This window comes from Paraburkholderia phenoliruptrix (assembly GCF_047325075.1).
Taxonomy (GTDB): domain Bacteria; phylum Pseudomonadota; class Gammaproteobacteria; order Burkholderiales; family Burkholderiaceae; genus Paraburkholderia; species Paraburkholderia phenoliruptrix.
This window is the reverse complement of record NZ_CP168530.1, coordinates 1,321,202-1,343,382: the sequence shown is the minus strand read 5'-3', so window position 1 is coordinate 1,343,382 and position 22,181 is coordinate 1,321,202. Positions and strand designations below refer to the sequence as shown.

Genomic DNA, 22,181 nt, shown 5'->3' with positions numbered 1-22,181 from the left:
GTGGTGTTCTGTTCGGCCGCGTTTCGCGAACCTCCATGCCGTGTGCCCCGGCTGCGCGCAATCAGGCAGTGAAACCCGGCAGAAAAAGCGAGCGCCGGCCAAAGAGCGGCGACGTGAAGGGCTGATCCTCACCGCGATCGTATTCGCCGTGATAGCGGCCAATGCGCTCCACTTCGTTGCGTGAGCCGAGAATCACCGGTACTCGGCCATGCAGCGTATGCGGCACGACGTCGAGAATGCGCTCGCGGCCCGTAATGGACAGACCGCCCGCCTGCTCGACGAGAAAGCTCATCGGGTTCGCTTCATACAGCAGCCTCAGGCGCCCTTCCATGCCGGGCGTCTTCGAGTCGCGCGGATACATGAACACGCCGCCGCGCATCAGGATGCGATGCACCTCGGCGACCATCGAGGCGATCCAGCGCATGTTAAAGTCCTCGGCACGGCAGCCGGTGCGCCCGTCCTTGCATTCCTGCACGTAGCGCCGCACGGGCGGCTCCCAGAAGCGTTCGTTCGACGCGTTGATCGCAAACTCGGCCGTGTCCGCGGGAATGCGGATATTCGAATGCGTCAGCACGAAATTGCCGATGTCCCGCTCCAGCGTGAAGCCATGCGTGCCGCTACCGACCGACAGCACGAGCATGGTCGACGGACCATAAATCGCATAACCGGCCGCGACCTGCTCGCGGCCCGGCCTCAAGAACGACGACTCGCTGACCGGTTCGCGCGTGGCAGCGGAATCATCGTCGATATGGCGCAGCACCGAGAAGATCGAGCCCACTACACCGTTGATGTCGATGTTCGACGAACCGTCGAGCGGATCGAAGGCGAGCAGATAGTCGCCGCGCGGGTAGCCAGGCGGAATCGTGTAGACGCGCGCCATTTCCTCGGAGACCATGGCCCCGAGCAGACCGTCCCACTCGCAGTGCTGCACGAAGACTTCGTTGGTCGCAATGTCGAGCTTCTTCTGCTCCTCGCCATGCGTATTGATGCTCTGCGCCGAGCCGTAATGGCCGCCCAACGCGCCCTTGGTGAGCATTGCCGAAATCGACTTGATGGCCGCGGCCACGTCGATCAGCAGCGCGGAGAGCCCTGCGTTTTGCACGATTCCCGCCGTGCAAGGCTGGCGGTCGAGCGTGTCGATCAGAAACTTCGAAAGGGTCGTGCGTCCGTCTTGCATGGCGATCTCCTGAGGTTGTTCTGTTTCAGCCCGGCGGCGCCGCGGCGGCGCGCCGCGCGCCGGGCGCGTCGGCGTTTGACGCGTCAGCGCTTGCGGCATCGCCCAATGCACCCGCCGCGTCGGCTTGCGCGAGCGGCTCGGCGAATACGCGGCTCGCGCGAATATCCCCGGCGGCGATCAGCGTCAAGGCGGCCGCATCGATCGGCGCGCCGCCTTCCATCGCCTTGGCAAAAAGACGGTTGGCCTGGCGCAGCCGCGAGCGGTCGAGCGCATTGCGCACAGAACGCGCATTGGCAAAATTCGGCTGACGCGTGCGCAACGCGAGGTAGTCCGCGAAAGCGCGCCGCGAGTCGGCGTCAAAGCGGTAGTGCATCGTCGCGAGCATGCGCTCGGCAATCTCGAGCAATTGCGCGTGGCCGTAATCGGGAAACGTAATGTGATGCGCAATGCGCGAGCGAAATCCCGGGTTGCTCTCAAAGAACACCTCCATGCGCGACGCGTAACCGGCCAGAATCACGACCAAATCGTCGCGCTGGTTTTCCATGGTCTGCAGCAGGATTTCTATGGCCTCCTGACCATAGTCGCGTTCATTCTCGGGACGGTACAGGTAATACGCTTCGTCGATGAACAGCACGCCGCCCATCGCGCGCTTGAGCACATCGCGCGTTTTCGGCGCGGTGTGGCCGATGTACTGGCCGACCAGATCGTCGCGCGTCACCGAGACAAGATGATTGCGGCGAATGTAGCCGAGCCGGTGCAGCACCTCGGCCATGCGCAGTGCGACTGTCGTCTTGCCCGTGCCCGGATTGCCGGAGAAACACATATGCAGCGTGGGCGCGCCGCTCGCAAGACCGAGCGATTCGCGCGCACGCTCGACGAGCAGATGCGCGGCGATTTCGCGAATGCGGGTCTTGACCGGCGCGAGGCCGACGAGATCGCGGTCCAGTTCCGCGAGCACCTCGCCGATGCCCGAGTCGCGATACAGCGCGGCGAGATCGATATTCGGCGGCAGCGCGAGATTCATGGCTCAGCGCTCCGTACCGTAGCGTTGGCCGGCGGGCCGCTCGCTCGCGTAACCCGCTAGCCCATAACGTTGCACGCGCCCTGGCCCATCCTCGCGTGTGAGGCGGAAGCCCGGCTCTTCCTCCGGACGATTTACGATGAACGACAGGCGCATCGTCTCAAAGCCGCGCACCGAATCGAACGCATTGATCTTGATGTAGTGATCGGGTCGAGCCGCGCGGCAGGCTTTCACTTCCTGCAGCACGCCTGCTGCGTCGTGCAGGTCGAACATCGGCAGGCCCCACATTTCCCAATAGGTATTGCGCGGGTGCGGGTCGTCGGTGAATTCGACGGAACAGGCCCAGCCCTGGCTCAATGCATAGTCGATCTGCAAACTGATTTCCTCGTCGGTCAATTCAGGCAGGAAGGAAAACGTGCCCTGTGTAATACGCATGACGTACCTCGCGATTGATTGACTGCCATGTTCGACGGCGCACAGGGTCTCACGCGCAGCGGGTCGCCACTGCTGCAGACCTGCACGTTGAAACTTTCGACGCGGCGTTAAGTGATTCGAGCCGCTAAAGTCATTGGAATCACTTAAGCCGCGGTCGGCGTCGCCGCGAAATCCGGCGAATCAGTCGACGCGTAGTTGAAGGTCACGTCGCGCCATGTGTCGAGCGCCTGCTTGAGCGGCCCGCACCAGCGCGCCGCGGCTTCCAGGATGTCCGGCCCTTCGTGGCGGATGTCGCGCCCCTCGTTGCGCGCCTTCACCATCGCTTCGAGCGCGACGCGATTCGCCACGGCACCCGCCTGAATGCCGCCGGGATGACCAATGGTGCCGCCGCCGAACTGCAGAATCGCGTCGTCGCCGAACAGTTCGAGCAGTTGATGCATCTGTCCCGCGTGAATGCCGCCGGAGGCCACCGGCATCACCTTGCGCAAACCCGCCCACGGCTGATCGAAGAAGAGGCCGCGCGACAGGTCCACCTCGTTGCGCGCCTCGCGGCACACGTTGTAAAAGCCCTGCACCGTCAGCGGATCGCCTTCCAGTTTGCCGACTGCCGTGCCCGCGTGCGCGTGATCCACGCCCGCCATACGCAGCCATTTCGCGATTACACGAAACGAAATGCCGTGATTGCGCTGGCGCGTGTAGGTGCTGTGTCCCGCGCGATGCAGGTGGAGAATCATGTCGTTCCTGCGCGCCCAGCGTCCCATCGACTGAATCGCGGTCCAGCCGATCACGAGGTCGATCATCACGATGCATGAACCGAGTTCCTTCGCGAATTCCGCGCGCTCATACATGTCCTCCATCGTGCCGGCGGTTACGTTCAGGTAGTGCCCTTTCACTTCGCCGGTTTCGGCTTGCGCGCGGTTCACCGCTTCCATCGAAAAGAGGAAGCGGTCGCGCCAGTGCATGAACGCCTGCGAGTTGATGTTTTCGTCGTCCTTCAGAAAATCGAGGCCGCCGCGCAAGCCTTCGTATACGACGCGGCCATAGTTCTTGCCCGACAGGCCGAGCTTCGGCTTCACCGTTGCACCGAGCAGCGGCCGCCCATATTTGTCGAGCCGCTCGCGTTCGACGACGATGCCTGTCGGCGGTCCCTGGAAGGTCTTCAGATAAGCAACAGGTATGCGCATGTCTTCGAGACGCAGCGCTTTCAGCGGTTTGAAGCCGAACACATTGCCGATGATCGATGCGGTCAGGTTCGCGACCGAGCCTTCCTCGAACAGATCCAGTTCATACGCGATGTACGCGAAGTACTGCGGCTCGCCCGCGTTGGACGCAGGCACCGGATCGACGCGATATGCTTTGGCGCGATACATGTCGCACGCGGTCAGCCGGTCGGTCCAGACCACGGTCCAGGTGGCCGTCGACGATTCGCCGGCCACCGCCGCGGCCGCTTCCTCGGGCTCCACGCCCGGCTGCGGCGTGATGCGAAAAAGTGCGATCACGTCCGTGTCTTTCGGCGTGTAGTCCGGTTGCCAGTAGCCCATCTCGCGGTACTTCATGACGCCTGCGGCATAGCGCTCGCGGGGATCGCCTGCATTGCGCGGCTTGTGGAGGGATTCGATCGCCGGTTGGCTGAAATCGTTCATGACGTATCCTCGATGGTGGACAGGCGCGCTGCCGGAAACACGAAGCGCTTGTGTGCACTGTAGGCAAGGCGGCCATGAACGGGAATTCACGATTTTATTTGGCAGGCTTAATCGATCCGTTATTCATCGCATATCGTGGGGCGGGGTTTTGGCAGATGGAGCGACACGCCTGTTGCTCGACGCACGCGAAGGGCCGGCCTGCAAATAGTCCCTAAGTGACACCCGCACCAGGGTCTTTCGCGCGGGGTGGCACACTTTGCTGCAATATCGGAACAGTGCGCCGCATGAAATGCCGCCGGATTCTTCGCGCGGCGGTGCATTGACTGCGAGCGGTGCCGTCGCAGGTCCGGCACGAAGCTTGCGTAGTCCACCATGCCCATGAAGTCCGGCATCCGGCCGGGCCGACGGCATGACGCTGAATCAACCAATGGAGGAAGCATCTATGCAATGGACGACTCCGAGCTACACCGATATGCGTTTTGGTTTCGAAATCACGATGTATATCGCTACGCGTTAAGCCCGCATGGGCCGCGTGATGCGGCCCCTCTGCGGACCGATTGATCATCGTCAGCAACACGGGCGGCCCGAAGCGCTGCCACGACACGCGTTCCCATCCATGATCCACGAAACGATCGTCACTACTGCAGCGTGCGATGGCCGTCCTCATGTCGCGCCGATGGGAGCCCGCTACGAGGGCGAGTTTGTCATCCTGTCGCCTTTTCGCCCGTCCGTCACGCTCGACAACATTGTCGCCACGCGTGCGGCGGTGCTCAATTTCACGACCGATGTCCGCGTGTTCGCCGGTTGCGTCACGCATTGCGCGACCGACTGGCCGACGCTCGCCGCGAGCCGCGTCGCGAGCGTGAGGCTCGTCGAATCGCTCGCGCATGCCGAGCTCGAGCTGCACGAATTGCGCGACGATAGCGAGCGTCCCGCGCTGCGCATGAAATGCGTGCACCGCGAAACGCATGCGCCGTTCACCGGGTTCAACCGCGCGCAGGCAGCCGTCGTCGAAGGCGCGATTCTCGTGAGCCGGCTTTTCATGCTGCCCGCGGACAAGGTGGACCGCGAGATGGCCTATCTGCAGATCGCGATCGACAAGACCGCCGGCGAGGCCGAACGCACCGCGTGGGGCTGGCTCACGTCGGCTATCGCGCGGCACCGCGAGCGGTCTGCGGCGCCCGGCGGGCGGGCTGCTTAGTTGGCTGCTTAGTTGGCTGCTTAGTTGGCTCCCGGTTGGCGGCCTGGTTCGGCGCCCGGTCTGCTGTTGAGGTCTGCCGCGAAATTCCTCATTGCCCTGCTTTTCCCCGTTTTTTCCGCTCTTTTCGGAGAACACCGATGACGGCATTGCTGGCGAGCGTGCGCTCGCACGACGAAGCGTTGGACGCCGCCCGCGCCGGCGCGGACCTGATCGACCTGAAGGAGCCGAACACGGGTGCGCTCGGCGGCGTGTCGCTCGGCGACATCGCGCGCATTGTCCGCGAGCTCCGCGCCCGCTATCCGGTGAAGCCGATCAGCGCGACGATCGGCGACCTTCCGCCTGAAGCGCTCGATGACATCGCCGCACGCGTGATCGATGTGAGCGACACCGGCGTCGATTACGTGAAAGTGGGCGTGACGCCCGGCCCGGCCGCACGCCGTTGCCTCGAACAACTGGCGAATCTGCCGGCGACCGTCGTCCCCGTACTGCTATGCGACGGCGGCATGGACGGCGAACTGGTCGAGCATGCAGCGTCGCTCGGTTTTGCGGGCTTGATGTTCGACACCTCGGCCAAAGACGGCAGTACGTTGTTCGATCACGTGGACGGCGACTCGCTTGCACGCTGGCTGCGGCTCGCGCGAGTGCGCGGCGCGATGGGCGGCCTCGCGGGCTCGCTCGGCTGGGCGCAGCTTCCGCAGATTCGCGCGCTGGCGCCGGATGTGGCGGGGTTCCGCACAGCGTTGTGCGTCGATGGCCGGCGCTCGCGGCTCGATCCCGAGCGCGTCGCGCAATGGGCGCAAGCGCTGCATAGCCGCGCGGGCGGTGTTCGTGCTGCGGGGAGCGCGGCGGGTTCGTTGGCGACAGGGAGTGCAATATCCGTGTAGAAATTGCGGCGCGCTCCGCTCCAGGCGCTCTGGCGCGCCTGGAGCGTGGCTAGCGGGCGCTTATCGGGCGCATTGCACGCGCATCGCACGCGACAGGCGCGCCCGCCCCCTTTGCGACGCATGCTGCCGCGGCCTCATCACTTCACGGCGCCAGCGCACCTCCCCTTCAAATCACCGGCATATTCAACAGCCGGTCGCGCATCAATTCGACATTGTCCTTGTTGAAAAGCTCGACCACGTAGTTGGCTTCATTCACGTAATCGACGAAGCGGCGGTCCACCACGCCCGCGGCCGCGAGCGTGTCGAGCCGCTCGTTGCCCGCTATCGGACACGACTTCACTACGATCAGCCGCTCGGCGTTGAGCATGGTCGAGAGCCAGGCAGCGAGGCTGTCCGAGGTCGTGTCCCAGTTGCTCATCGCGTCGGGCGTGTCGCGCATCAACGCCGTCGGCACCCATACGGCGACATGGCCGTCGCGCAGCGCGCGGCGGATCTTCGCCTCGCTCGACGCAAGCACGAGTTCGGGCAGCACGCCTTGCATGAGGAGCGCGTACTGGGTCATCGCCAGCAGACACATGTTGTGTGCGGCGAGATCGTCGAAACACCATTCGCTCTGGTATTGCCGCACCTTGTCCGCGAAATCGCCGCCGCCCGGGACGATGACGATGCGCCCGCCCCCCACCTCGCACAGCTCCATGAGCCACTGGCGCAGCGCCGGCTCGTGACTCAGGCTGCCCCCGATCTTGACCACCCACATGATCGTTGTCCTCGTTTGCGATTAACCACGTTTGCTTGTCCGCTTCCCTGCGTGTTCGCTGATGCGCTTGCCTCCTTACGCCGCCCGAAACGCCGCGTCCGCGTGATGAGCCCCCTCGCCGGCCTCGACATGACGCGTCGCTGCAAGCAACGCCACCGCGACGCTCGGCGCACAGGTCGCCGCCCAGTCATCGCAATCGGCTCCCCGTGCCCCTGCTGCCGCACCTGGCCCTTCTGAACATCCCGCCGCCAGCGCGCCGAAATCGATGTAACCGCGCGCCTCCTCCCGCGCGAGGGCCGCCACGAGAAACCGTCCGCAACCGGCGCCCACGAGCGGCGCGGCCGCCAGATCGGGGTGCGCGGCCGTCACGCGCATCAGGTTCGCGCCGATCTCTCGCAACTGCAGTTCGCGCCAGCGCAGCGCAAACGCGCGCCATTCGGCGGGACTCGTTTCATGCGCGTCGCGGCCGATCATCCGCGCAACCCGTCTGCGGCTCGCCAATTCCGTCTTGGGACCATTGTCGGCGCTCGGGTACAGGTCGTATTGCGGCACCAGTTCGCCGGTGAGCCGGTAGATGTCGGCCGTGGTCGCGAACCATTCGTTCATGACATTGACCGCCGCGCCGCCGAATTCGACGCGCCGCGCGATCCCGCACAGCGGCGTGCGCACCACGCCCTGATAGACGAGCTCGCCGGTCGCAAGGCGCCCGGCATCGGTCGATGCGCGCGCAACCACACGGCCGTCGGCAATCGGAATGATGTCGGTGGTCGTGCTGCCGATGTCGATCAGCAGCGCGTTCGGCACGCGCGTCGCGACCCAGCACGCGGTAGCGAGCCAGTTCGCCGAGGCGACGCTGCGCCAGCCGGCGGTGCAGGTCTCGGGCGTCAACCAGCCGGCGTCGCCCGCATAAAAAGCGACGCGCGGCCCGAGCCGCTGCGCGAGCGCCGCGGCAATCGCGCGCACGCCTTGCGCGCGGTCCTCGAACAGGTCGACCATCTCGCCCGTCATCGTCACGGCATGGCGCGCCGCGTAGGTCTTCGCGACCGGCCAGCGCTCGAAGACGAGATCGATCGTGCGTTCGAGATGTTCGAGGCCCTGCCACAACGGGCACGCCCACTGAGCGACATCGAGGACGCCGCCGCCCGCGCCGGTCACCGACACCTTCACGTGCGCGCCGCCGACGTCCCAGCCGAATACCGGCGAGCGGCCCATGGATTCCATGCGAGGTGCGTTCATGGCTGTGCTCCGCAAGCGGACTGAGTGTCGAAGGCGCGCGCCGCCGCGGCGGGCGGCTCGCCGGGTTCACGCGTTTGCGCGGACTCGCGCGCCCGAATGCGCACGCCGTGCGCCGCCAGCAAGCTCGCCGCCAGGTTGCGCCCAAGCGCGGCAGACAGCCCCGCGTAGGCGACCGTCAGGCGCGGATTGACCTCGATGACGACTGGGCCGCGCAACGGATGCCACACCACGTCGATTCCGGCGAAGCCGCGCAGCCCCGGTAGCGCCTTCGCGACGCGCTGGGCGAGCTCGCCCAGCGCCTTGCCCTGGTCGCTTGCCCTGTCGATCTGATTGACCGTCACGCCGTCGAATTCGACGATGCTCGCGTGCTGCCTCGCCCCTTTGCTTTCGGACAGACCGATCCGTTGCCGGTTGATGCTGACGAGTTCGACTCGCGCGCCGTCGCAGATCAGCGAAAGGCTCAGCGGCTCGCCGTCGACCCACGCCTGCAGCACCGGATTGCGCGCGGCCGCCGCGCGCACGTCGTATTCGGCACACGCGTGGGCGAAATCGTCGAATACGAACGTGTCGAGGCCGCCCGCGCCGTCGTCCGGCTTCACCACCCACTTGCTGCCCGTGTGGGCCGCCGCCTCGCCGGGCTCGATGGCCGGCGTCGTCGCAATGCCGTGCGCCGCGAGACACGCGGCGGTCGCGCTCTTGCTCGACGCGACGCGGATCGCCTCCTTCGCGCAACCGAGCCAGCGCGCCGCGCCGACCGCGTCGTAAAGATGCAGCAGCAAGCCGTCGCATTCGGGCGCGACGATCCACGCATAGTCGTGCTCGCGCGCCGCGCGCGCGACAAAGGCCGTCATCGATTCGCCGGGCGCGGCCCTACAATGAGCAAGCGCCGGATCGACATTTTCGAAGCGCGAACTCGCAAAGCTCACCTCGATACCGTCGAGCTTGCGCAGATCCGCGACGAGCGCGTCGCGCATCACACGGCCTTCGACGATCAGCGCGCTCAGGTCGGCGAGACTCCCCGCGTCGGCCAGCGCGGGGTCGATGCCGCCGCCGGTGAGATACTCGAAGACAAAGATCTTGGTCAAAGGATGCGCCCCTATGCAGGTGATACCGGTTCTCGATCTGCTCGACGGCCACGTCGTGCGCGCCGTGCGCGGCGAACGGGCCGCTTATCTGCCGATACGTTCGTCGCTGGCCGTCGGCAGCGAGCCGCTCACGATCGCCCGCGCGCTGCTCGCCGCGAGCGGCGCCCGCACGCTCTATATCGCCGACCTCGGCGCCATCCTTCAGCAGCGCGCTCACGTGGAAGCGCTCGCTGCGTTGCGCGCCGCGCTGCCCGGCATCGACATCTGGCTCGACGCGGGTTATGCCGACTACCCGTCGATGCAGGCGCTCTTCGCGCGCATCGACGCGAGCGGCCCGCCCGCGCCGCACGCTGCCGCGACGCTCGTGCCGGTCTTCGGCACGGAATCGCTGCAAGACATTCACGCGCCGCGTGCTGCGCAAGCCGCGGGCTTTTCGCCGATCCTCTCGCTCGACCATCGCGCGGGCCGGCTGCTCGGCGCGCCCGACCTTCACGATGGTGCCGGGCCCGCCCGCGCGTGGTGGCCGCGCCGGGTCATCGCCATGACGCTCGACCACGTCGGCAGCTACGACGGCCCGGATCTCGCTACCTTCGAACAGATTCGTGCCAACGCGCCCGCCGATACCGAGGTGATCGGCGCAGGCGGCATTCGCGATTCCGACGACATGGCAGCCGCGGCGCGCACCGGCGCAAGCGCGTGGCTTGTCGCGTCCGCGCTGCACGACCGCCGCATCGGCATCCCGCTCGTCGCATCGACGTAGGCCAGCAAAACAAGTTCTATGCCAATCGGCGGACAACGGGTCGAGGTAAACAATCGGCAAGCTTTATCGCGCTTTGGCAAACCGCGCGTGACACTCTGCTCCAGAACGACACACAACCTGTGCGCTGCGCCAGACTGACGCAGTGGCGCGGCGGTACAGCGTCGACCTTGCGGAGCGCACGGGCGCGCACTACCCATCACGTGCAATGGTTTAAGCGCGGCATCACATTGGCACGCCCCGTTCGACAGCACGTTCGGGCAGGGCGACGAAACTCATCGGCATGGAGCTTGCTAAAAGTCGGCCCATGCACCTCTCGCCCACCGATCCGTCGACGACCAGCCCCGCGGGCGCGCCCCACGCCGGCGCCTCAGCGGTCACACGCGACTGGACGTGTCCGTTCTGTCCGCTGCTGTGCGATGACCTGACCATCGAATCGCATAAGGACGCGACGCTCTCCGTGCCCAACACCGACTGCCCGCGCCTCATGCACGCGCTCGCGTGCTACGGTGCGGGCGACGCCTCGTGCCGTGCGAGCATCGATGGAGACGAAGTGGAACTCGAAGCGGCGCTCACGCGTGCTGCGCAGATACTTTCGGCCGCGCGGCGGCCCCTGTTCGGCGGCCTCGCGACCGATGTGGCCGGCGCGCGCGCGCTGTACACGCTGGCCGCGGGCTGCGGCGCGATACTCGATCACCAGCATGGCGACGCGCTGAGTGCGGCGACGCTTGCGTTTCAGGACCGCGGCTCGTTCTTCACGACGCTTTCCGAAGTGCGCGCGCGCGCCGATCTGCTGCTCTTCTTCGGCTGCCAGCCGTCGCGGCGCTATCCGCGCTTTTATGCGCGCACCATCGACGCAACGGCGACGCCGCGCGAACTCGTGTTCATCGGCTGCGAAGCGGACCCGGCGGCGAGCGGCCGTGAGAACGTGCGCGTGGAGTCGCTCCTGGCGAACGCCGATCCGTTCGACATCCTCGCGCTGTGGTCCACGGTGAGCGACAGGCGTCCGCCGACTGCGCTGCATCAGGATGTCGCGGATGCATCGGACGTGCAGCAGACACTCGCTGTATTGCAGGCGCTGCAGGCTCGCATCGACGCGGCACGCTACACGGTGTTCGTCTATGAGCCCGCTTCGCTGCCAGGCCCGCACGCCGCGCTGCTGATCGAAGCGTTGAACCGGATCGTCAAGGCGTCGAATCTGACCACGCGCGCAGGCGGCCTCGCGCTCGGCGGCGACGACGGCGCCTTGACGGTCAACCAGACGGTGACGTGGCTGTCGGGCCTGCCGCTCCGGACTCGCGTGTCGACACCCGCGCGCATGGCAGGGAGCGCCCCGCTCGATCACGATCCGTATCGCTATCGCGCGAAAAAACTCCTCGCCGATGACGCAATCGACGCGCTCCTGTGGGTCGCGAGCTTTGCGCCCCCCGCCTGGCCGCAAGGCCTCGCCGACGGCGTGCCGGCCATCGTGCTCGGCCACCCGGCGCTTGCGCAGACGGCGGCGGCACGCGGCAAGGGCACCGTGTTCATTCCGGTCGCGACGCCGGGCATCGACAGCGGCGGGCATCTGTTTCGGCTCGACAGTTCGGTTGTGATGCCACTTGCCGCCGCGCGCGGTGCCGGCCTTCCGTCAGTCGCCACCGTCGCCGCGCAACTTGCCGGGCGGCCCCCGGCGCCTTGTGCTGTTGCGCCGTTGGCTGCGCAGTTGGCTGCGCAGTCGGCGGCTTCGTCCGCCTCCTCCGCGCAGGTGCGGCCATGACGCTCGTCCGGCTCAAAGGCGGCACGCTCTTCGACCCGGCTAACGGCGTGGACGGCGAACGCCGCGACCTGGCAATCCGCGACGGCCGCATCGTCGACGTGCCCGCGAATGTCCCGGCCGATTGCGAATACGACGCCTCCGGCATGATCGTGATGGCGGGCGGCATCGACATGCATTCGCATATCGGCGGCGGCAAGACCAATCTGTCGCGGCTCCTGCTGCCCGAAGATCATCGCAACGATCCCGCGCGCGATGCCGCCTACGAATCCGTGCAGGACGCCAGCGGCCGCTATCTGCGGCTGCCCTCTTGCGGCGTGTGCGCGCCGGGCACGCTCGCCACCGGCTACCGCTATGCCGAAATGGGATACACCGCCGCGTTCGAACCGGCGATGATGCCGTCCAACGCGCGCCATACGCACCTCGAAATGGGCGACACGCCGATCATCGACCACGGCGCGTACGTGATGCTCGGCAACGACGAACTGTTCCTGCAGATGCTGGCCGCGCGCGAAGACTTCGAGCGCCTGCGCGACTACGTCGGCTGGACGATTCATGCGAGCAAGGCGCTCGGCGTGAAGGTCGTCAATCCGGGCGGCATTTCGGCGTTCAAATTCAACCAGCGTTCGCTCGATGTCGACGAACCGCACGCGCACTACGGCATCACGCCGCGCGAAGTGCTGCACACGCTGACGCGCGCGCTGACCGACTTGCGCGTGCCGCATCCGCTGCATGTGCACGCGAGCAACCTCGGCGTGCCGGGCAACATCGATTCGACCATCGCGACAATGGACGCCGCCGACGGCCTGCCCGTCCATCTCACGCATATCCAGTTTCATAGCTACGGCACCGAGGGGCCGCTCAAATTTTCGTCGGGCGCGCGGCGTATCGCAGAAGCCGTGAACGCGCGGCCCAATGTCTCGATCGACGTGGGCCAGATCATCTTCGGACAGACGGTTACCGCGTCCGGCGACACGATGATGCAGTTCCGCAATGCGCCGCTTGCGCGGCCGCACAAGTGGGTCGTCGGCGATATCGAATGCGACGCGGGCTGCGGCGTGGTGCCGTTCCGCTATCGTGAGCAGAGCTATGTGAATGCGCTGCAGTGGATCATCGGGCTCGAAATCTTTCTGCTGGTCGACGACCCGTGGCGCGTCGCGATGACGACCGATCATCCGAACGGCGGCCCGTTCACGAGCTATCCGCATCTGATCCGCCTCCTGATGGACAAGTCGTTTCGCGACGAACAGCTCGCGAAGCTGCACGCCGACGCGCAGGCAGCGAGCGCCTTGCCGCAATTGACGCGCGAATTCTCGCTGTACGAGATCGCGATCATCACGCGCGCGGGACCGGCGCGTCTGCTCGGCTTGCGCGACCGCGGCCATCTGGGCGTGGGCGCCGCGGCGGACATTGCCGTGTATCGCGACGAGCCGGATCGCGAGCGGATGTTCACGTCGCCCGCCTATGTGTTCAAGGACGGCGAACTGGTGGCGCGCGACGGCACGCTCGTGGCCACGCCGACAGGCGGCATTCATTTCGTCTCGCCGGACTTCGACCGCGGCATCGATAAGCGCGTGCGCGCCTACAGCGAAGCGAATCTCGCGAGCAATTTCGCCCATGCCGCAATCAGCAACGACGAGATTTGCCAGTGCTGCCGCGGCGGCAAGCTGTTGCCGGTCGAATGCTTCGCGCACGCCTGATATGGCTGAACTCGCTGCCCCAAACGGTGACCCGCACACGATGAGCGACACGCCGACCCTGCAGATCAACGGCACGACGATCGACGCCACCTTCGCGGAAGCTTTCCCGATGAAGGCGACGCGGCTCGTCATCACCGCGCATACGCCGGCGTGGGCAATGCAGGCCGCGCACTCGCTGACGGGCTTCGCGACCTCGGTGATCGGCTGCGGCTGCGAGGCCGGCGTCGAGCGCACGCTTGAAAACGAGGAAACGCCGGACGGCCGGCCCGGCGTTGCAGTGCTGCTGTTCGCGGTGTCGTCGAAGGAGTTGGCGAGGCAGATCGAGCGGCGCGTCGGCCAATGCGTGCTGACGTGCCCGACCACCGCCGTGTATCGCGGCATCGATCCGCAAACAAGCCGTGCGCCGCTGTCAGACCTCGCGCCGCTCGGCAAAAACCTGCGCTTTTTCGGCGACGGCTGGCAAATTTCGAAGATGCTCGGCGACACGCGCTACTGGCGCGTGCCGGTCATGGACGGCGAGTTCGTCTGCGAAGAAACCGCGCCCACCGTCAAGGCGGTGGGCGGCGGCAACCTGATCCTGCTCGCGCGCGACATGGACGCGGCGCTCGCCGCCGCCGAGGCCGCCGTCGCCGCCATGCGCAGGCTGCCGAACGTGATTCTGCCGTTTCCGGGCGGCGTGGTGCGCTCGGGATCGAAAGTCGGGTCGAAGTACCAAGGCGCGAGCGCATCCACCAACGACGCGTTCTGCCCCACGCTCACCGGCCTCTCGCCGCGCAGCGAACTGGGCGCGGACGTGGGCTGCGTGCTGGAGATCGTGATCGACGGATTGACCGAAGCGGACGTCGGTGCCGCCATGACTGCGGGCATCCTCGCCGCTGCGGGGCGCGGGCACGCGGGCGGTTTGCTGCGCATTTCCGCGGGCAATTACGGCGGCAAGCTCGGCCCATATCACTTCCACCTTCACGAATTGGCGGCCGGTCTCGGCGGGAGCAGCGCATGAGCGTCGTGACCACCTTGCGCGTGAAGACTGCGCCTGGTTTTCGCGTCGATGCGTCGGCGCTGCTGCCCGCGCCGCTCGCGGCGCGTGCCGTCGCCGAGATCGAACGCATGGTGCTGCCTGCCGGCAACGATCGTTGCGTCATCGCCGATCTGTTCGACGTGGCGCGCAGCGGCGACCCGGCGCCTGACGCCCAGGGCGCCGAGCCCGCGCTCGTGATCGAAGATGCCGTGCCGTGGCTCGACCGTCTCGGCGCGCACATGACGCAAGGCCATCTGATCGTGCGCGGCACAGCGGGCGATCAAAGCGGCTTCCAGATGGCGGGCGGCGTGTTGCGTATCGACGGCGACGCCGGTCACTTCACCGCCTGCGAAATGCGCGGCGGACGCCTCACGGTGGCGGGCCACTGCGGCGATTTCGCGGCGGGCGCGCTTGCAGGCGACATGGAAGGGATGACGGGCGGCACGCTGACGATCCACGGAAACGCGGGGGCGCGCCTCGCGGACCGGATGCGCCGCGGGCTCGTGCTGGTGGGCGGCGATGCGGGCGACTTCGCGGCGTCGCGGCTGGTGGCGGGCACTGTCGGCATCGCCGGCCGGGTGGGCGCGCATTATGCATACGGTATGAGACGCGGAACCCTGCTGCTTGCGCAGCGTCCCACTTATCTGCCGCCGACCTTCGCCGACGGCGGCCGCGGCTTCGACGTGTTCTGGTCGTTGCTCGTACGCAGCCTCGCGGGCGAAATCGCGCCCTTCTCGCAGTGGCGCGCGGCCGCGCTGCCGCACCGCTATGCGGGCGACGCCGCCGTCGACGGGCGCGGCGAAATACTCGTGGTGGGCGAACCAGGGAGACAGAGATGACGACCGTGCCTACTTCTTGCCCCGAGCGTCGCGCCGACGCATCCGCGCCGCGCTACGCCGGCTCGATGATCGCGCTGCACTGGCTGATTGCGTTCGGCATCATCGGACTGCTCGCACTCGGCCTCTATATGGTCGGACTGCCGAAGGGTTTGCCGGTCAAGGCGACACTGCTGAACCTTCACAAATCCATCGGACTGACGGTTTTCCTGCTGGTGCTTCTGCGCATCGCGGCGCGTGCGGCCTTTCACCGGCCGCCGCTGCCGCCGATGCGACCGTGGCAACGCGCCGCCGCGCGCACTACGCAGGGTCTTTTATACGTAGCAATGGTGGCGATGCCCGTGTCGGGCTATCTCGGTTCGTCGTTCAATCGCTATGGAACGCGTTTCTGGGGACTTCCTCTGCCGAAGTGGGGCTGGGACGACGCGGGTCTGCGCGAACTGTTCTTCGGCATTCACGAGATCGCAGCCTATGTGCTGATCGCGCTGATCGTGCTGCATGTGGCGGGGGCGCTTAAGCATCAGTGGATCGACCGCGACAATCTGCTCGCGAGGATGTTGCCGTGAGACGCGCGCGCATCGCTTCTCGCGCGGGCGCGGGCTTGGGCTCGTCTGTCGGCCTGCCGCAAGCGCCCCGCGCCAATGTGCCGGCGCTGACGCGCGGCACACTGCGCACGCGCGACGCTCACCGTGTTGCGTTCGCGGTGGCGGGCGCCGCCAACGGCGTACCGGTCGTCGTCCTGCACGGCGGCCCGGGCAGCGGCAGCCAGCCGGAGGCAACGCGGCTCTTCGATCTCACGCGCTTCAGAGTCGTGCTGATCGACCAGCGCGGAACCGGCCGCTCCACGCCGCGGGGCGGCGTGCGCCGCAACCGCACCGACCAGCTGATCGAAGACATCGAAGCCGTGCGGCTGCGCCTCGGCATCGAACGCTGGGGCGTGCTCGGCGGATCATGGGGCGCCGCGCTCGCGCTCGCGTATGCGGGACGGCATCCGCAAGCGGTAACAGGCGTCGTGCTGCGCGGCCTCTTTCTCACGTCGACGCGCGAAGTTCGCGGACTCTTCGTCACGTCGCGCAAGCGCGCGCCGCGTGCCTTTGCAAAACTCCGCGCCGCCGCGCGCTGCAGGCGGCCCGCGGCTTTGCTCGCCTGCTGCCATGCGCGGCTGCAACGCGGCGGCGCGAGCGAGGCGCAACAACGCGCGCTCGCCCTCGCATGGCGCGGCTATGAAAACGCCGTGCTCGCGAGTGCAGGCACGCGCCGCAAGCTGTCGCCCGCGAGGCTTTCGCGCAAGGATGCGCGCAAACTCGTCGACAAGTACCGCATTCAGGCGCATTACCTGATGCATCGCTGCTGGCTCGGAGAAACACGCCTGCTGTCGCTCGCGCGCCGCGCCGCCGCGGCCGGCGTGCCGCTTGCGGCGGTGCACGGCTCGCGCGATCCGGTGTGTCCACCACATAACGTGCGACGCCTCGCGCGGGCGGTTCCGGCTGCACACATCGAATGCGCCCAGGGCGGCCATCTCGCCAGCGACCCCGCGTTGCACGCAGGCGTGGCCCGCGCGCTTGCCACGCTGTTTCTTTCACCCACTCACGAGGGGCGCACGCTGCGCCGCGCGGCATGAAGATCAAGGTACTCGGCTCATCGGCGGGAGGCGGTTTTCCGCAGTGGAACTGCAACTGCAGCAATTGCGACGGCGTGCGGCGCGGCACCGTCAAGGCCACCCGCCGCTCGCAATCGTCGATTGCGGTGAGCGAGAACGGCGAGGACTGGCTGCTCGTGAACGCGTCGCCCGACCTGCTCGCGCAGATCGCCGCCAACCCGGAATTGCAGCCGGCCCGCCGCGCGCGCGACAGCGGCATTGCTGCCGTGCTCGTCATCGACGCGCAGATCGATCACGTCACCGGACTCCTGATGCTGCGCGAGCGCGACACGCCGCTGCCGCTCCATGCGACCGACGCCGTCTGGCAGGACCTCACAAGCGGCTTTCCCATTGCGCCGATCCTTTCGCACTACTGCGGCGTCGAGCATCGCCGCATTGCGCTGGACGGCGCGCCGCTCGCCGTGGATGCGCTGCCCGGCGTGCAGATCGACGCGCTGCCGCTGTCCAGCAAGGCACCGCCCTATTCGCCGCATCGCAACGCGCCCGAGCTCGGCGATAACATCGGACTCCTCTTCACGAACCGGCAGACCGGCAAGCGCGCGTTCTACGCGCCTGGCCTCGGCGCGATCGAACCACATGTGCTCGAGGCGATGCGCAAAGCGGATCTGCTGCTTGTGGACGGCACCTTGTGGACTGCCGACGAAATGATCCGCCTCGGCCTCTCGAAGAAAACGTCTGCGGATATGGGACATTTGCAGCAATCCGGACCCGGCGGCATGATCGAAGTACTCGATTCGCTCGGCACCCCGGACACACGCAAGGTCCTGATCCACATCAACAACACGAATCCGATTCTCGTCGAAGACGGCCCTGAGCGGCGCATTCTTGGCGAGCACGGCATTGAAGTCGCGCACGACGGCATGACCTTCGAACTATGAGGCGCGCGCACGCAGCGCACGCCGCGCATGAACTGGAGATTGCATGAACGCGAAAGACACCTTGGGCACAGCGGCACAGTACAGTGCGCCCAGCGGCGAAAGCGCCGGCCAACGCGCATGGACGCGCGAGGAATTCGAAGCGCAGTTGCGCGCGAAGGGCACCGCGTACCACATTCATCATCCGTTCAATGTGAAGATGAATAGCGGCGGATGCTCGCGCGAACAGATTCGCGGCTGGGTCGCGAACCGCTTCTACTATCAGATCAATATTCCGCTGAAGGACGCGGCCGTGCTGTCCAATTGTCCCGACCGCGCAACGCGGCGCCGCTGGGTGCAGCGCATTCTCGATCACGACGGCTACGGCGGCGAGGAAGGCGGCATCGAAACGTGGGCGCGCCTCGCCGACGCGGTGGGCCTGTCGCGCGACGAACTCTGGTCGCTCAGGCACGTCACACCCGGCGTGCGTTTTGCTGTGGATGCCTACGTGAATTTCGCGCGCCGCGCGCCGTGGCAGGAGTCGGTGTGCTCGTCGCTGACGGAAATGTTCGCGCCGCAAGTGCACCGCGACCGGCTCGCGAGCTGGCCCGAACACTATCCGTGGATCGAGGCGTCCGGTCTCGCGTATTTCCGCTCCCGCATTACGCTCGCGCAGCGCGACGTGGAGCACGGCCTGGAAGTCACACTGGATTACTTCACGCGGCGCGAACAGCAGGAACGCGCGCTCGAGATCCTGCAGTTCAAGCTCGACATTTTGTGGACCATGCTGGACTCCATCGAAAAGGCTTTTCCGCAATGAACGACATGCTCAACGCCGACCGTCCCGCGCTCAACAAGCTCTTCCGTCTGCAATGGGAACCCGCGCAGAACGCTCACGTGCTGCTCTATCCGGAAGGCATGGTGAAGCTCAATCAGAGCGCGGCGGAAATCCTCAAACGTTGCGACGGCACGCGCGACATGAACGCGCTGATCGCCGACCTGGAGCAGGCGTTCAACGCGAGGGGGCTCGGTCCCGAGGTACGCGCCTTCGTGACCGAAGCGCACTCGCGCGGATGGCTGGAGTAGCGCAATGACCGATCTCTCGCAACCCGTTGCCGACGCACAGCCGGCAACCGCGCCGGGCGGCGTCGCGCCGCCGCTGTGGTTGCTCGCGGAGCTGACGTATCGCTGCCCGCTGCATTGCGCGTTCTGCTACAACCCCGTCGACTATACCGGGCACAACCGCGAACTGAGCACGGACGAGTGGCTCCGCGTGCTGCGCGAGGCGCGCGCGCTCGGCGCCGCGCAATTGGGTTTTTCGGGCGGCGAGCCGCTCATGCGCGACGATCTCGAAGTCTTGGTGCGCGAAGCACGCTCGCTCGGCTTCTACACGAACCTGATCACCTCGGGCATCGGTCTCACGGACAAACGCCTCGGCGACCTGAAAGCCGCCGGCCTCGATCACATCCAGTTGTCGTTTCAGGACTCGACCCAGGAGCTCAACGACTTTCTGAGCAGCACGCGCACCTTCGACCTCAAGCAACGCGTCGCGGCGTCGATCAAGCGGCATGGCTTTCCGATGGTGCTGAACTGCGTGCTGCATCGTTATAACCTGCCGCATGTCGACAAGATCATCGAGATGGCGCTCGCCATGGGCGCCGAATATCTGGAACTCGCCAACACACAGTATTACGGCTGGGCGCATCACAATCAGGCGCAATTGATGCCGACCCGCGAACAGCTCGACGAAGCCGAAGCGGTGGTCGAACGCTATCGCCGAACGCACGGCGAGCGCTGCAAGATTTTTTTTGTGGTGCCGGACTATTTCGAGCGGCGCCCCAAGCGCTGCATGAACGGCTGGGGCGCGGTCTTTCTCGGCGTCGCGCCGGATGGCGCGGCGCTGCCCTGTCATGCGGCGCGCGCGCTGCCCGGACTCGTGCTGCCGAATGTGAAGGACACGCCGCTCTCCGACATCTGGTATGAGAGCGATGCATTCAACCGCTTTCGCGGCCTGCAGTGGATGAAAGAACCGTGCCGCAGTTGCGAGGAAAAAGAGCGCGACCTGGGCGGCTGCCGCTGCCAGGCGTACCTGCTCACGGGCGATGCGGCCAATGCGGACCCCGTCTGCGACAAGTCGCCGTCGCACGAAAAAGTAGTCGATGTGACACGCCTCGCCGCTCTGGCACGCGAGCCGCGTGAGCAGCCCATTGTGTTCCGTAACGATGCGAACTCGCGCAAGCTGACGGCCGCGCGAGCAGCTCCAGCGGCTCAAGCGGTTGACAATCTGGCCCATCACGCACCAGACAGCGCGCCGAACAACGGCGGCCCCACCGGAGACTGAGCATGACAACGGCGGACATCTCAGTGTTGCTCGTCGACGATCACGCCGTGGTGCGGGAGGGCTACCGCCGCCTGCTGGAACTGAACGCCGACGTGCAGGTGTGCGGCGAAGCAGCCGACGCCGCGCAGGCCTATCAGCGCTTCTGCGCACTCCGGCCCGATGTCGTGGTTATGGACGTCTCGTTGCCCGGCGCAAGCGGGATCGAAGCGATGCGGCGCATGCTCGCGCGCGAGCCGGATGCGCGCGTGCTGATTTTCAGTGTCCACGAAGAGGCGATCTTCGTGCGCCGCGCGCTCGACGCAGGCGCCCTCGGCTACGTGACGAAGGCAAGCGCGCCCGACGTGCTCGTCGAAGCGGTGCGCACCATCGCGAGGCGCGCCAGTTATCTGAGCCCCGACATTTCGCAGGCCCTTGCGTTGCGCAATGCTTTCAGCGAGGGCCCGCCTGGCCGGCAGTTGTCCGCGCGCGAATTCGAGGTGCTGCGCCTGCTCGTGCAAGGCTATACGCTGCCGAGCATCGCTGAGAAGCTGGGACTCAGCCAGAAGACGGTGGCCAATCATCAGTCGGTGATCCGGCAGAAGTTCGGCGCGGACAACGGCGTGCAGCTCGCGCAAATGGCGAGCCGCCTCGGCCTTCAGTTCACCGGGTCCGCCAGTCCCGCGTGAGCGGGCAAGCGCGCGCAAAAGAGAAAGCCGCCCTCGGGCTTGCTCGCAACATGAAACTCGCCGCCGAGCGCCTCGACGCGCTCGCGCATGCCGATGAGACCCAGCCCCGCGCGCGGGGCATCGAGGTCTACGCCGGGGCCGTCGTCGGCCATGGTCACGACGATTTCGTCGATGGGCCCGGTTTTCCCGGCGTTTTTCGTGGGCGACTGCGCCTCGCGCGGCGCACGCACCATGAACACTTCCACGCGCGAGCGGCGCGCGAACTTCGAGACATTCGTCAGCCCTTCCTGCACGAGCCGGTAAAGCGTCATCGTGAGCGTGTCGCTGAGTCCAGTGTAATCGCCTTCGATCGTCAGCGAGAACGACGCCTCGGGCAGCCGCTCGCGCCAGCCGTCGACGCAATGTTCGAGCGCACTCGGCAAGCCGAACTCGTCCAGACCGATGGGCCGCAAGCGGCGGATCATGCCGCCGATCTGCCGGTACACGTGACTCGCGCTTTGCATCACAGCGAGCGAGATGCGATGGATCTCGGGCTCGCGCGCATCGGACAAATCGCGGATGCGCGCGGCGTCGAGCGAAATGGCGTTGAGATACTGGCCGAGTTCGTCGTGCAGTTCGCGCGCGAGGTGGCGACGCTCGAGTTCCTCGGCTTGCAACGCTTCTGTGGCGAGGCGCCGGTTGTCCGCGAGCAGGCGTTCGGCCTCCTGCTCGAGCACGCGGCGATGCGCGAGTTCGCGGCGCGTCTCGCGATAGCGGCGCCACGCGAACCATGCAAGCCCCAACGACAGCACGCAGAGCGTCAGCGGCAACTCGTCCAGTTGAAAGCGCTCGAGCCCGCGCGTCCACCGGTACGCGCGCTCGCTCACATCGAACAGCGAGCCGAGCGTGGCCGCGAGCACGGTCAGCGCGAGCACGCAGGCGAGATCGCGCGGAACCGCCGAGGACGGCGGATCGCGGCGCACTGACGAAGGTTGGACGGGTTCGCTCGACATCACGTTTGCATTCTACTCAGGCCGGTCGGACACGAAGCTTCATTGCAACGCATTGGGGAACGCTTCCTCGCTATTTCGGGAAAAGCTCCCGAGCTTTCGCGCGGCGGCGCATGCGAAGCTTTGCACACCTTGAAAAAAAGCGCTACGTATGCCGCCCGCGGCT

Annotated in this window: 23 protein-coding genes; 15 read left to right on the top strand and 8 right to left on the bottom strand. The window is 66.5% G+C overall.

Going from position 1 to position 22,181, the window contains the following annotated elements:
- Window positions 1–61 precede the first annotated feature (61 nt).
- The 4 genes from ACEN8U_RS05980 to ACEN8U_RS05965 all read right to left on the bottom strand — a co-directional run bounded on the left by ACEN8U_RS05980 (window position 62) and on the right by ACEN8U_RS05965 (window position 4,276).
- Window positions 62–1,177 carry a class 1 fructose-bisphosphatase gene (locus ACEN8U_RS05980; RefSeq protein WP_310108192.1) on the bottom strand — a complete coding sequence of 372 codons (1,116 nt, stop codon included), beginning with the start codon at window positions 1,175–1,177 and terminating at the stop codon, window positions 62–64.
- Window positions 1,178–1,202: 25 nt separating this feature from the next.
- Window positions 1,203–2,201, bottom strand: coding sequence for a CbbX protein (gene cbbX, locus ACEN8U_RS05975; RefSeq protein ID WP_310108194.1), 999 nt, complete (start codon window positions 2,199–2,201; stop codon window positions 1,203–1,205).
- A gap of 3 nt (window positions 2,202–2,204) precedes the next feature.
- Window positions 2,205–2,633 carry a ribulose bisphosphate carboxylase small subunit gene (locus tag ACEN8U_RS05970; protein ID WP_014972037.1) on the bottom strand — a complete coding sequence of 143 codons (429 nt, stop codon included), beginning with the start codon at window positions 2,631–2,633 and terminating at the stop codon, window positions 2,205–2,207.
- 143 nt (window positions 2,634–2,776) lie between these two features.
- Window positions 2,777–4,276 carry a ribulose-bisphosphate carboxylase large subunit gene (locus ACEN8U_RS05965; RefSeq protein WP_013590483.1) on the bottom strand — a complete coding sequence of 500 codons (1,500 nt, stop codon included), beginning with the start codon at window positions 4,274–4,276 and terminating at the stop codon, window positions 2,777–2,779.
- Between the two features lie 442 nt (window positions 4,277–4,718).
- Here ACEN8U_RS05965 and pqqA point away from each other — a divergent pair, with 442 nt between their 5' ends.
- From pqqA to ACEN8U_RS05950, 3 genes are all read left to right on the top strand, one after another.
- Window positions 4,719–4,793 (top strand): pyrroloquinoline quinone precursor peptide PqqA, encoded by a 75-nt coding sequence (pqqA, locus tag ACEN8U_RS05960; protein WP_013342881.1) that lies wholly within the window; start codon window positions 4,719–4,721, stop codon window positions 4,791–4,793.
- A gap of 99 nt (window positions 4,794–4,892) precedes the next feature.
- Window positions 4,893–5,477, top strand: a complete 585-nt coding sequence (locus ACEN8U_RS05955) for a DUF447 domain-containing protein (protein WP_310108195.1) — start codon at window positions 4,893–4,895, stop codon at window positions 5,475–5,477.
- Between the two features lie 137 nt (window positions 5,478–5,614).
- Window positions 5,615–6,361 (top strand): (5-formylfuran-3-yl)methyl phosphate synthase, encoded by a 747-nt coding sequence (locus tag ACEN8U_RS05950; RefSeq protein ID WP_310108197.1) that lies wholly within the window; start codon window positions 5,615–5,617, stop codon window positions 6,359–6,361.
- A 166-nt stretch (window positions 6,362–6,527) separates the two neighbouring features.
- Here the strand turns inward: ACEN8U_RS05950 and ACEN8U_RS05945 are convergent, their stop codons facing one another.
- The 3 genes from ACEN8U_RS05945 to ACEN8U_RS05935 form a co-directional block, all read right to left on the bottom strand.
- Window positions 6,528–7,118 carry an aspartate kinase gene (locus ACEN8U_RS05945; RefSeq protein WP_310108199.1) on the bottom strand — a complete coding sequence of 197 codons (591 nt, stop codon included), beginning with the start codon at window positions 7,116–7,118 and terminating at the stop codon, window positions 6,528–6,530.
- A 75-nt stretch (window positions 7,119–7,193) separates the two neighbouring features.
- The gene (locus ACEN8U_RS05940) at window positions 7,194–8,354 is read right to left on the bottom strand and encodes a hydantoinase/oxoprolinase family protein (RefSeq protein ID WP_310108202.1); all 1,161 of its coding nucleotides are present in this window, start codon (window positions 8,352–8,354) and stop codon (window positions 7,194–7,196) included.
- Window positions 8,351–9,439 carry an ATP-grasp domain-containing protein gene (locus ACEN8U_RS05935; protein ID WP_310108204.1) on the bottom strand — a complete coding sequence of 363 codons (1,089 nt, stop codon included), beginning with the start codon at window positions 9,437–9,439 and terminating at the stop codon, window positions 8,351–8,353. The genes ACEN8U_RS05940 and ACEN8U_RS05935 overlap by 4 nt, the downstream gene beginning before the upstream one ends.
- 13 nt (window positions 9,440–9,452) lie before the next feature.
- On the opposite strand from ACEN8U_RS05935, the gene ACEN8U_RS05930 reads away from it, so the two are divergent.
- The 12 genes from ACEN8U_RS05930 (at window position 9,453) to ACEN8U_RS05875 (ending at window position 21,026) form a co-directional block, all read left to right on the top strand.
- Window positions 9,453–10,199: a HisA/HisF-related TIM barrel protein gene (locus ACEN8U_RS05930; RefSeq protein ID WP_310108206.1), complete on the top strand. Its 747-nt coding sequence runs from the start codon at window positions 9,453–9,455 to the stop codon at window positions 10,197–10,199.
- A 304-nt stretch (window positions 10,200–10,503) separates the two neighbouring features.
- A complete protein-coding gene (locus ACEN8U_RS05925; RefSeq protein WP_310108208.1) occupies window positions 10,504–11,955 on the top strand; it encodes a formylmethanofuran dehydrogenase in 1,452 nt (483 codons plus the stop codon).
- Window positions 11,952–13,652: a formylmethanofuran dehydrogenase subunit A gene (locus tag ACEN8U_RS05920; protein WP_310108212.1), complete on the top strand. Its 1,701-nt coding sequence runs from the start codon at window positions 11,952–11,954 to the stop codon at window positions 13,650–13,652. The genes ACEN8U_RS05925 and ACEN8U_RS05920 overlap by 4 nt, the downstream gene beginning before the upstream one ends.
- 40 nt (window positions 13,653–13,692) lie before the next feature.
- The gene (gene fhcD / locus ACEN8U_RS05915; protein ID WP_310108766.1) at window positions 13,693–14,652 is read left to right on the top strand and encodes a formylmethanofuran--tetrahydromethanopterin N-formyltransferase; all 960 of its coding nucleotides are present in this window, start codon (window positions 13,693–13,695) and stop codon (window positions 14,650–14,652) included.
- Window positions 14,649–15,509 (top strand): formylmethanofuran dehydrogenase subunit C, encoded by an 861-nt coding sequence (locus ACEN8U_RS05910; protein WP_310108214.1) that lies wholly within the window; start codon window positions 14,649–14,651, stop codon window positions 15,507–15,509. Before fhcD ends, ACEN8U_RS05910 begins: the two co-directional genes overlap by 4 nt.
- On the top strand, window positions 15,506–16,072 hold the full coding sequence (locus tag ACEN8U_RS05905; RefSeq protein ID WP_028359687.1) for a cytochrome b: 567 nt from the start codon (window positions 15,506–15,508) through the stop codon (window positions 16,070–16,072). Before ACEN8U_RS05910 ends, ACEN8U_RS05905 begins: the two co-directional genes overlap by 4 nt.
- Before the next feature lie 53 nt (window positions 16,073–16,125).
- Window positions 16,126–17,127: an alpha/beta fold hydrolase gene (locus ACEN8U_RS05900; RefSeq protein ID WP_310108769.1), complete on the top strand. Its 1,002-nt coding sequence runs from the start codon at window positions 16,126–16,128 to the stop codon at window positions 17,125–17,127.
- On the top strand, window positions 17,124–18,044 hold the full coding sequence (gene pqqB / locus ACEN8U_RS05895) for a pyrroloquinoline quinone biosynthesis protein PqqB (RefSeq protein WP_310108217.1): 921 nt from the start codon (window positions 17,124–17,126) through the stop codon (window positions 18,042–18,044). Before ACEN8U_RS05900 ends, pqqB begins: the two co-directional genes overlap by 4 nt.
- Before the next feature lie 43 nt (window positions 18,045–18,087).
- Entirely contained in the window at window positions 18,088–18,840 is a 753-nt protein-coding gene (gene pqqC / locus ACEN8U_RS05890) for a pyrroloquinoline-quinone synthase PqqC (protein WP_310108219.1), read from the top strand.
- Complete coding sequence (gene pqqD, locus ACEN8U_RS05885; RefSeq protein ID WP_310108221.1) at window positions 18,837–19,106, top strand: pyrroloquinoline quinone biosynthesis peptide chaperone PqqD; 270 nt, start codon at window positions 18,837–18,839, stop codon at window positions 19,104–19,106. The genes pqqC and pqqD overlap by 4 nt, the downstream gene beginning before the upstream one ends.
- Before the next feature lie 4 nt (window positions 19,107–19,110).
- A complete protein-coding gene (gene pqqE / locus ACEN8U_RS05880; RefSeq protein ID WP_310108223.1) occupies window positions 19,111–20,361 on the top strand; it encodes a pyrroloquinoline quinone biosynthesis protein PqqE in 1,251 nt (416 codons plus the stop codon).
- 2 nt (window positions 20,362–20,363) lie between these two features.
- Window positions 20,364–21,026: a response regulator transcription factor gene (locus tag ACEN8U_RS05875; protein ID WP_310108225.1), complete on the top strand. Its 663-nt coding sequence runs from the start codon at window positions 20,364–20,366 to the stop codon at window positions 21,024–21,026.
- Here the strand turns inward: ACEN8U_RS05875 and ACEN8U_RS05870 are convergent.
- Window positions 20,996–22,018, bottom strand: a complete 1,023-nt coding sequence (locus ACEN8U_RS05870) for a histidine kinase (protein WP_310108227.1) — start codon at window positions 22,016–22,018, stop codon at window positions 20,996–20,998. The genes ACEN8U_RS05875 and ACEN8U_RS05870 overlap by 31 nt on opposite strands.
- Between the last annotated feature and the right edge of the window lie 163 nt (window positions 22,019–22,181).

Excerpts from the sequence above, each read along its gene's own strand:
- ACEN8U_RS05980 (WP_310108192.1), bottom strand. The coding sequence starts at position 1,177 with ATGCAAGACGGACGCACGACCCTTTCGAAGTTTCTGATCGACACGCTC.
- cbbX (WP_310108194.1), bottom strand. The coding sequence starts at position 2,201 with ATGAATCTCGCGCTGCCGCCGAATATCGATCTCGCCGCGCTGTATCGC.
- ACEN8U_RS05970 (WP_014972037.1), bottom strand. The coding sequence starts at position 2,633 with ATGCGTATTACACAGGGCACGTTTTCCTTCCTGCCTGAATTGACCGAC.
- ACEN8U_RS05965 (WP_013590483.1), bottom strand. The coding sequence starts at position 4,276 with ATGAACGATTTCAGCCAACCGGCGATCGAATCCCTCCACAAGCCGCGC.
- ACEN8U_RS05955 (WP_310108195.1), top strand. The coding sequence starts at position 4,893 with ATGATCCACGAAACGATCGTCACTACTGCAGCGTGCGATGGCCGTCCT.
- ACEN8U_RS05950 (WP_310108197.1), top strand. The coding sequence starts at position 5,615 with ATGACGGCATTGCTGGCGAGCGTGCGCTCGCACGACGAAGCGTTGGAC.
- ACEN8U_RS05945 (WP_310108199.1), bottom strand. The coding sequence starts at position 7,118 with ATGTGGGTGGTCAAGATCGGGGGCAGCCTGAGTCACGAGCCGGCGCTG.
- ACEN8U_RS05940 (WP_310108202.1), bottom strand. The coding sequence starts at position 8,354 with ATGAACGCACCTCGCATGGAATCCATGGGCCGCTCGCCGGTATTCGGC.
- ACEN8U_RS05930 (WP_310108206.1), top strand. The coding sequence starts at position 9,453 with ATGCAGGTGATACCGGTTCTCGATCTGCTCGACGGCCACGTCGTGCGC.
- ACEN8U_RS05925 (WP_310108208.1), top strand. The coding sequence starts at position 10,504 with ATGCACCTCTCGCCCACCGATCCGTCGACGACCAGCCCCGCGGGCGCG.
- ACEN8U_RS05920 (WP_310108212.1), top strand. The coding sequence starts at position 11,952 with ATGACGCTCGTCCGGCTCAAAGGCGGCACGCTCTTCGACCCGGCTAAC.
- fhcD (WP_310108766.1), top strand. The coding sequence starts at position 13,693 with ATGAGCGACACGCCGACCCTGCAGATCAACGGCACGACGATCGACGCC.
- ACEN8U_RS05910 (WP_310108214.1), top strand. The coding sequence starts at position 14,649 with ATGAGCGTCGTGACCACCTTGCGCGTGAAGACTGCGCCTGGTTTTCGC.
- ACEN8U_RS05905 (WP_028359687.1), top strand. The coding sequence starts at position 15,506 with ATGACGACCGTGCCTACTTCTTGCCCCGAGCGTCGCGCCGACGCATCC.
- pqqB (WP_310108217.1), top strand. The coding sequence starts at position 17,124 with ATGAAGATCAAGGTACTCGGCTCATCGGCGGGAGGCGGTTTTCCGCAG.
- pqqC (WP_310108219.1), top strand. The coding sequence starts at position 18,088 with ATGAACGCGAAAGACACCTTGGGCACAGCGGCACAGTACAGTGCGCCC.
- pqqD (WP_310108221.1), top strand. The coding sequence starts at position 18,837 with ATGAACGACATGCTCAACGCCGACCGTCCCGCGCTCAACAAGCTCTTC.
- pqqE (WP_310108223.1), top strand. The coding sequence starts at position 19,111 with ATGACCGATCTCTCGCAACCCGTTGCCGACGCACAGCCGGCAACCGCG.
- ACEN8U_RS05875 (WP_310108225.1), top strand. The coding sequence starts at position 20,364 with ATGACAACGGCGGACATCTCAGTGTTGCTCGTCGACGATCACGCCGTG.
- ACEN8U_RS05870 (WP_310108227.1), bottom strand. The coding sequence starts at position 22,018 with ATGTCGAGCGAACCCGTCCAACCTTCGTCAGTGCGCCGCGATCCGCCG.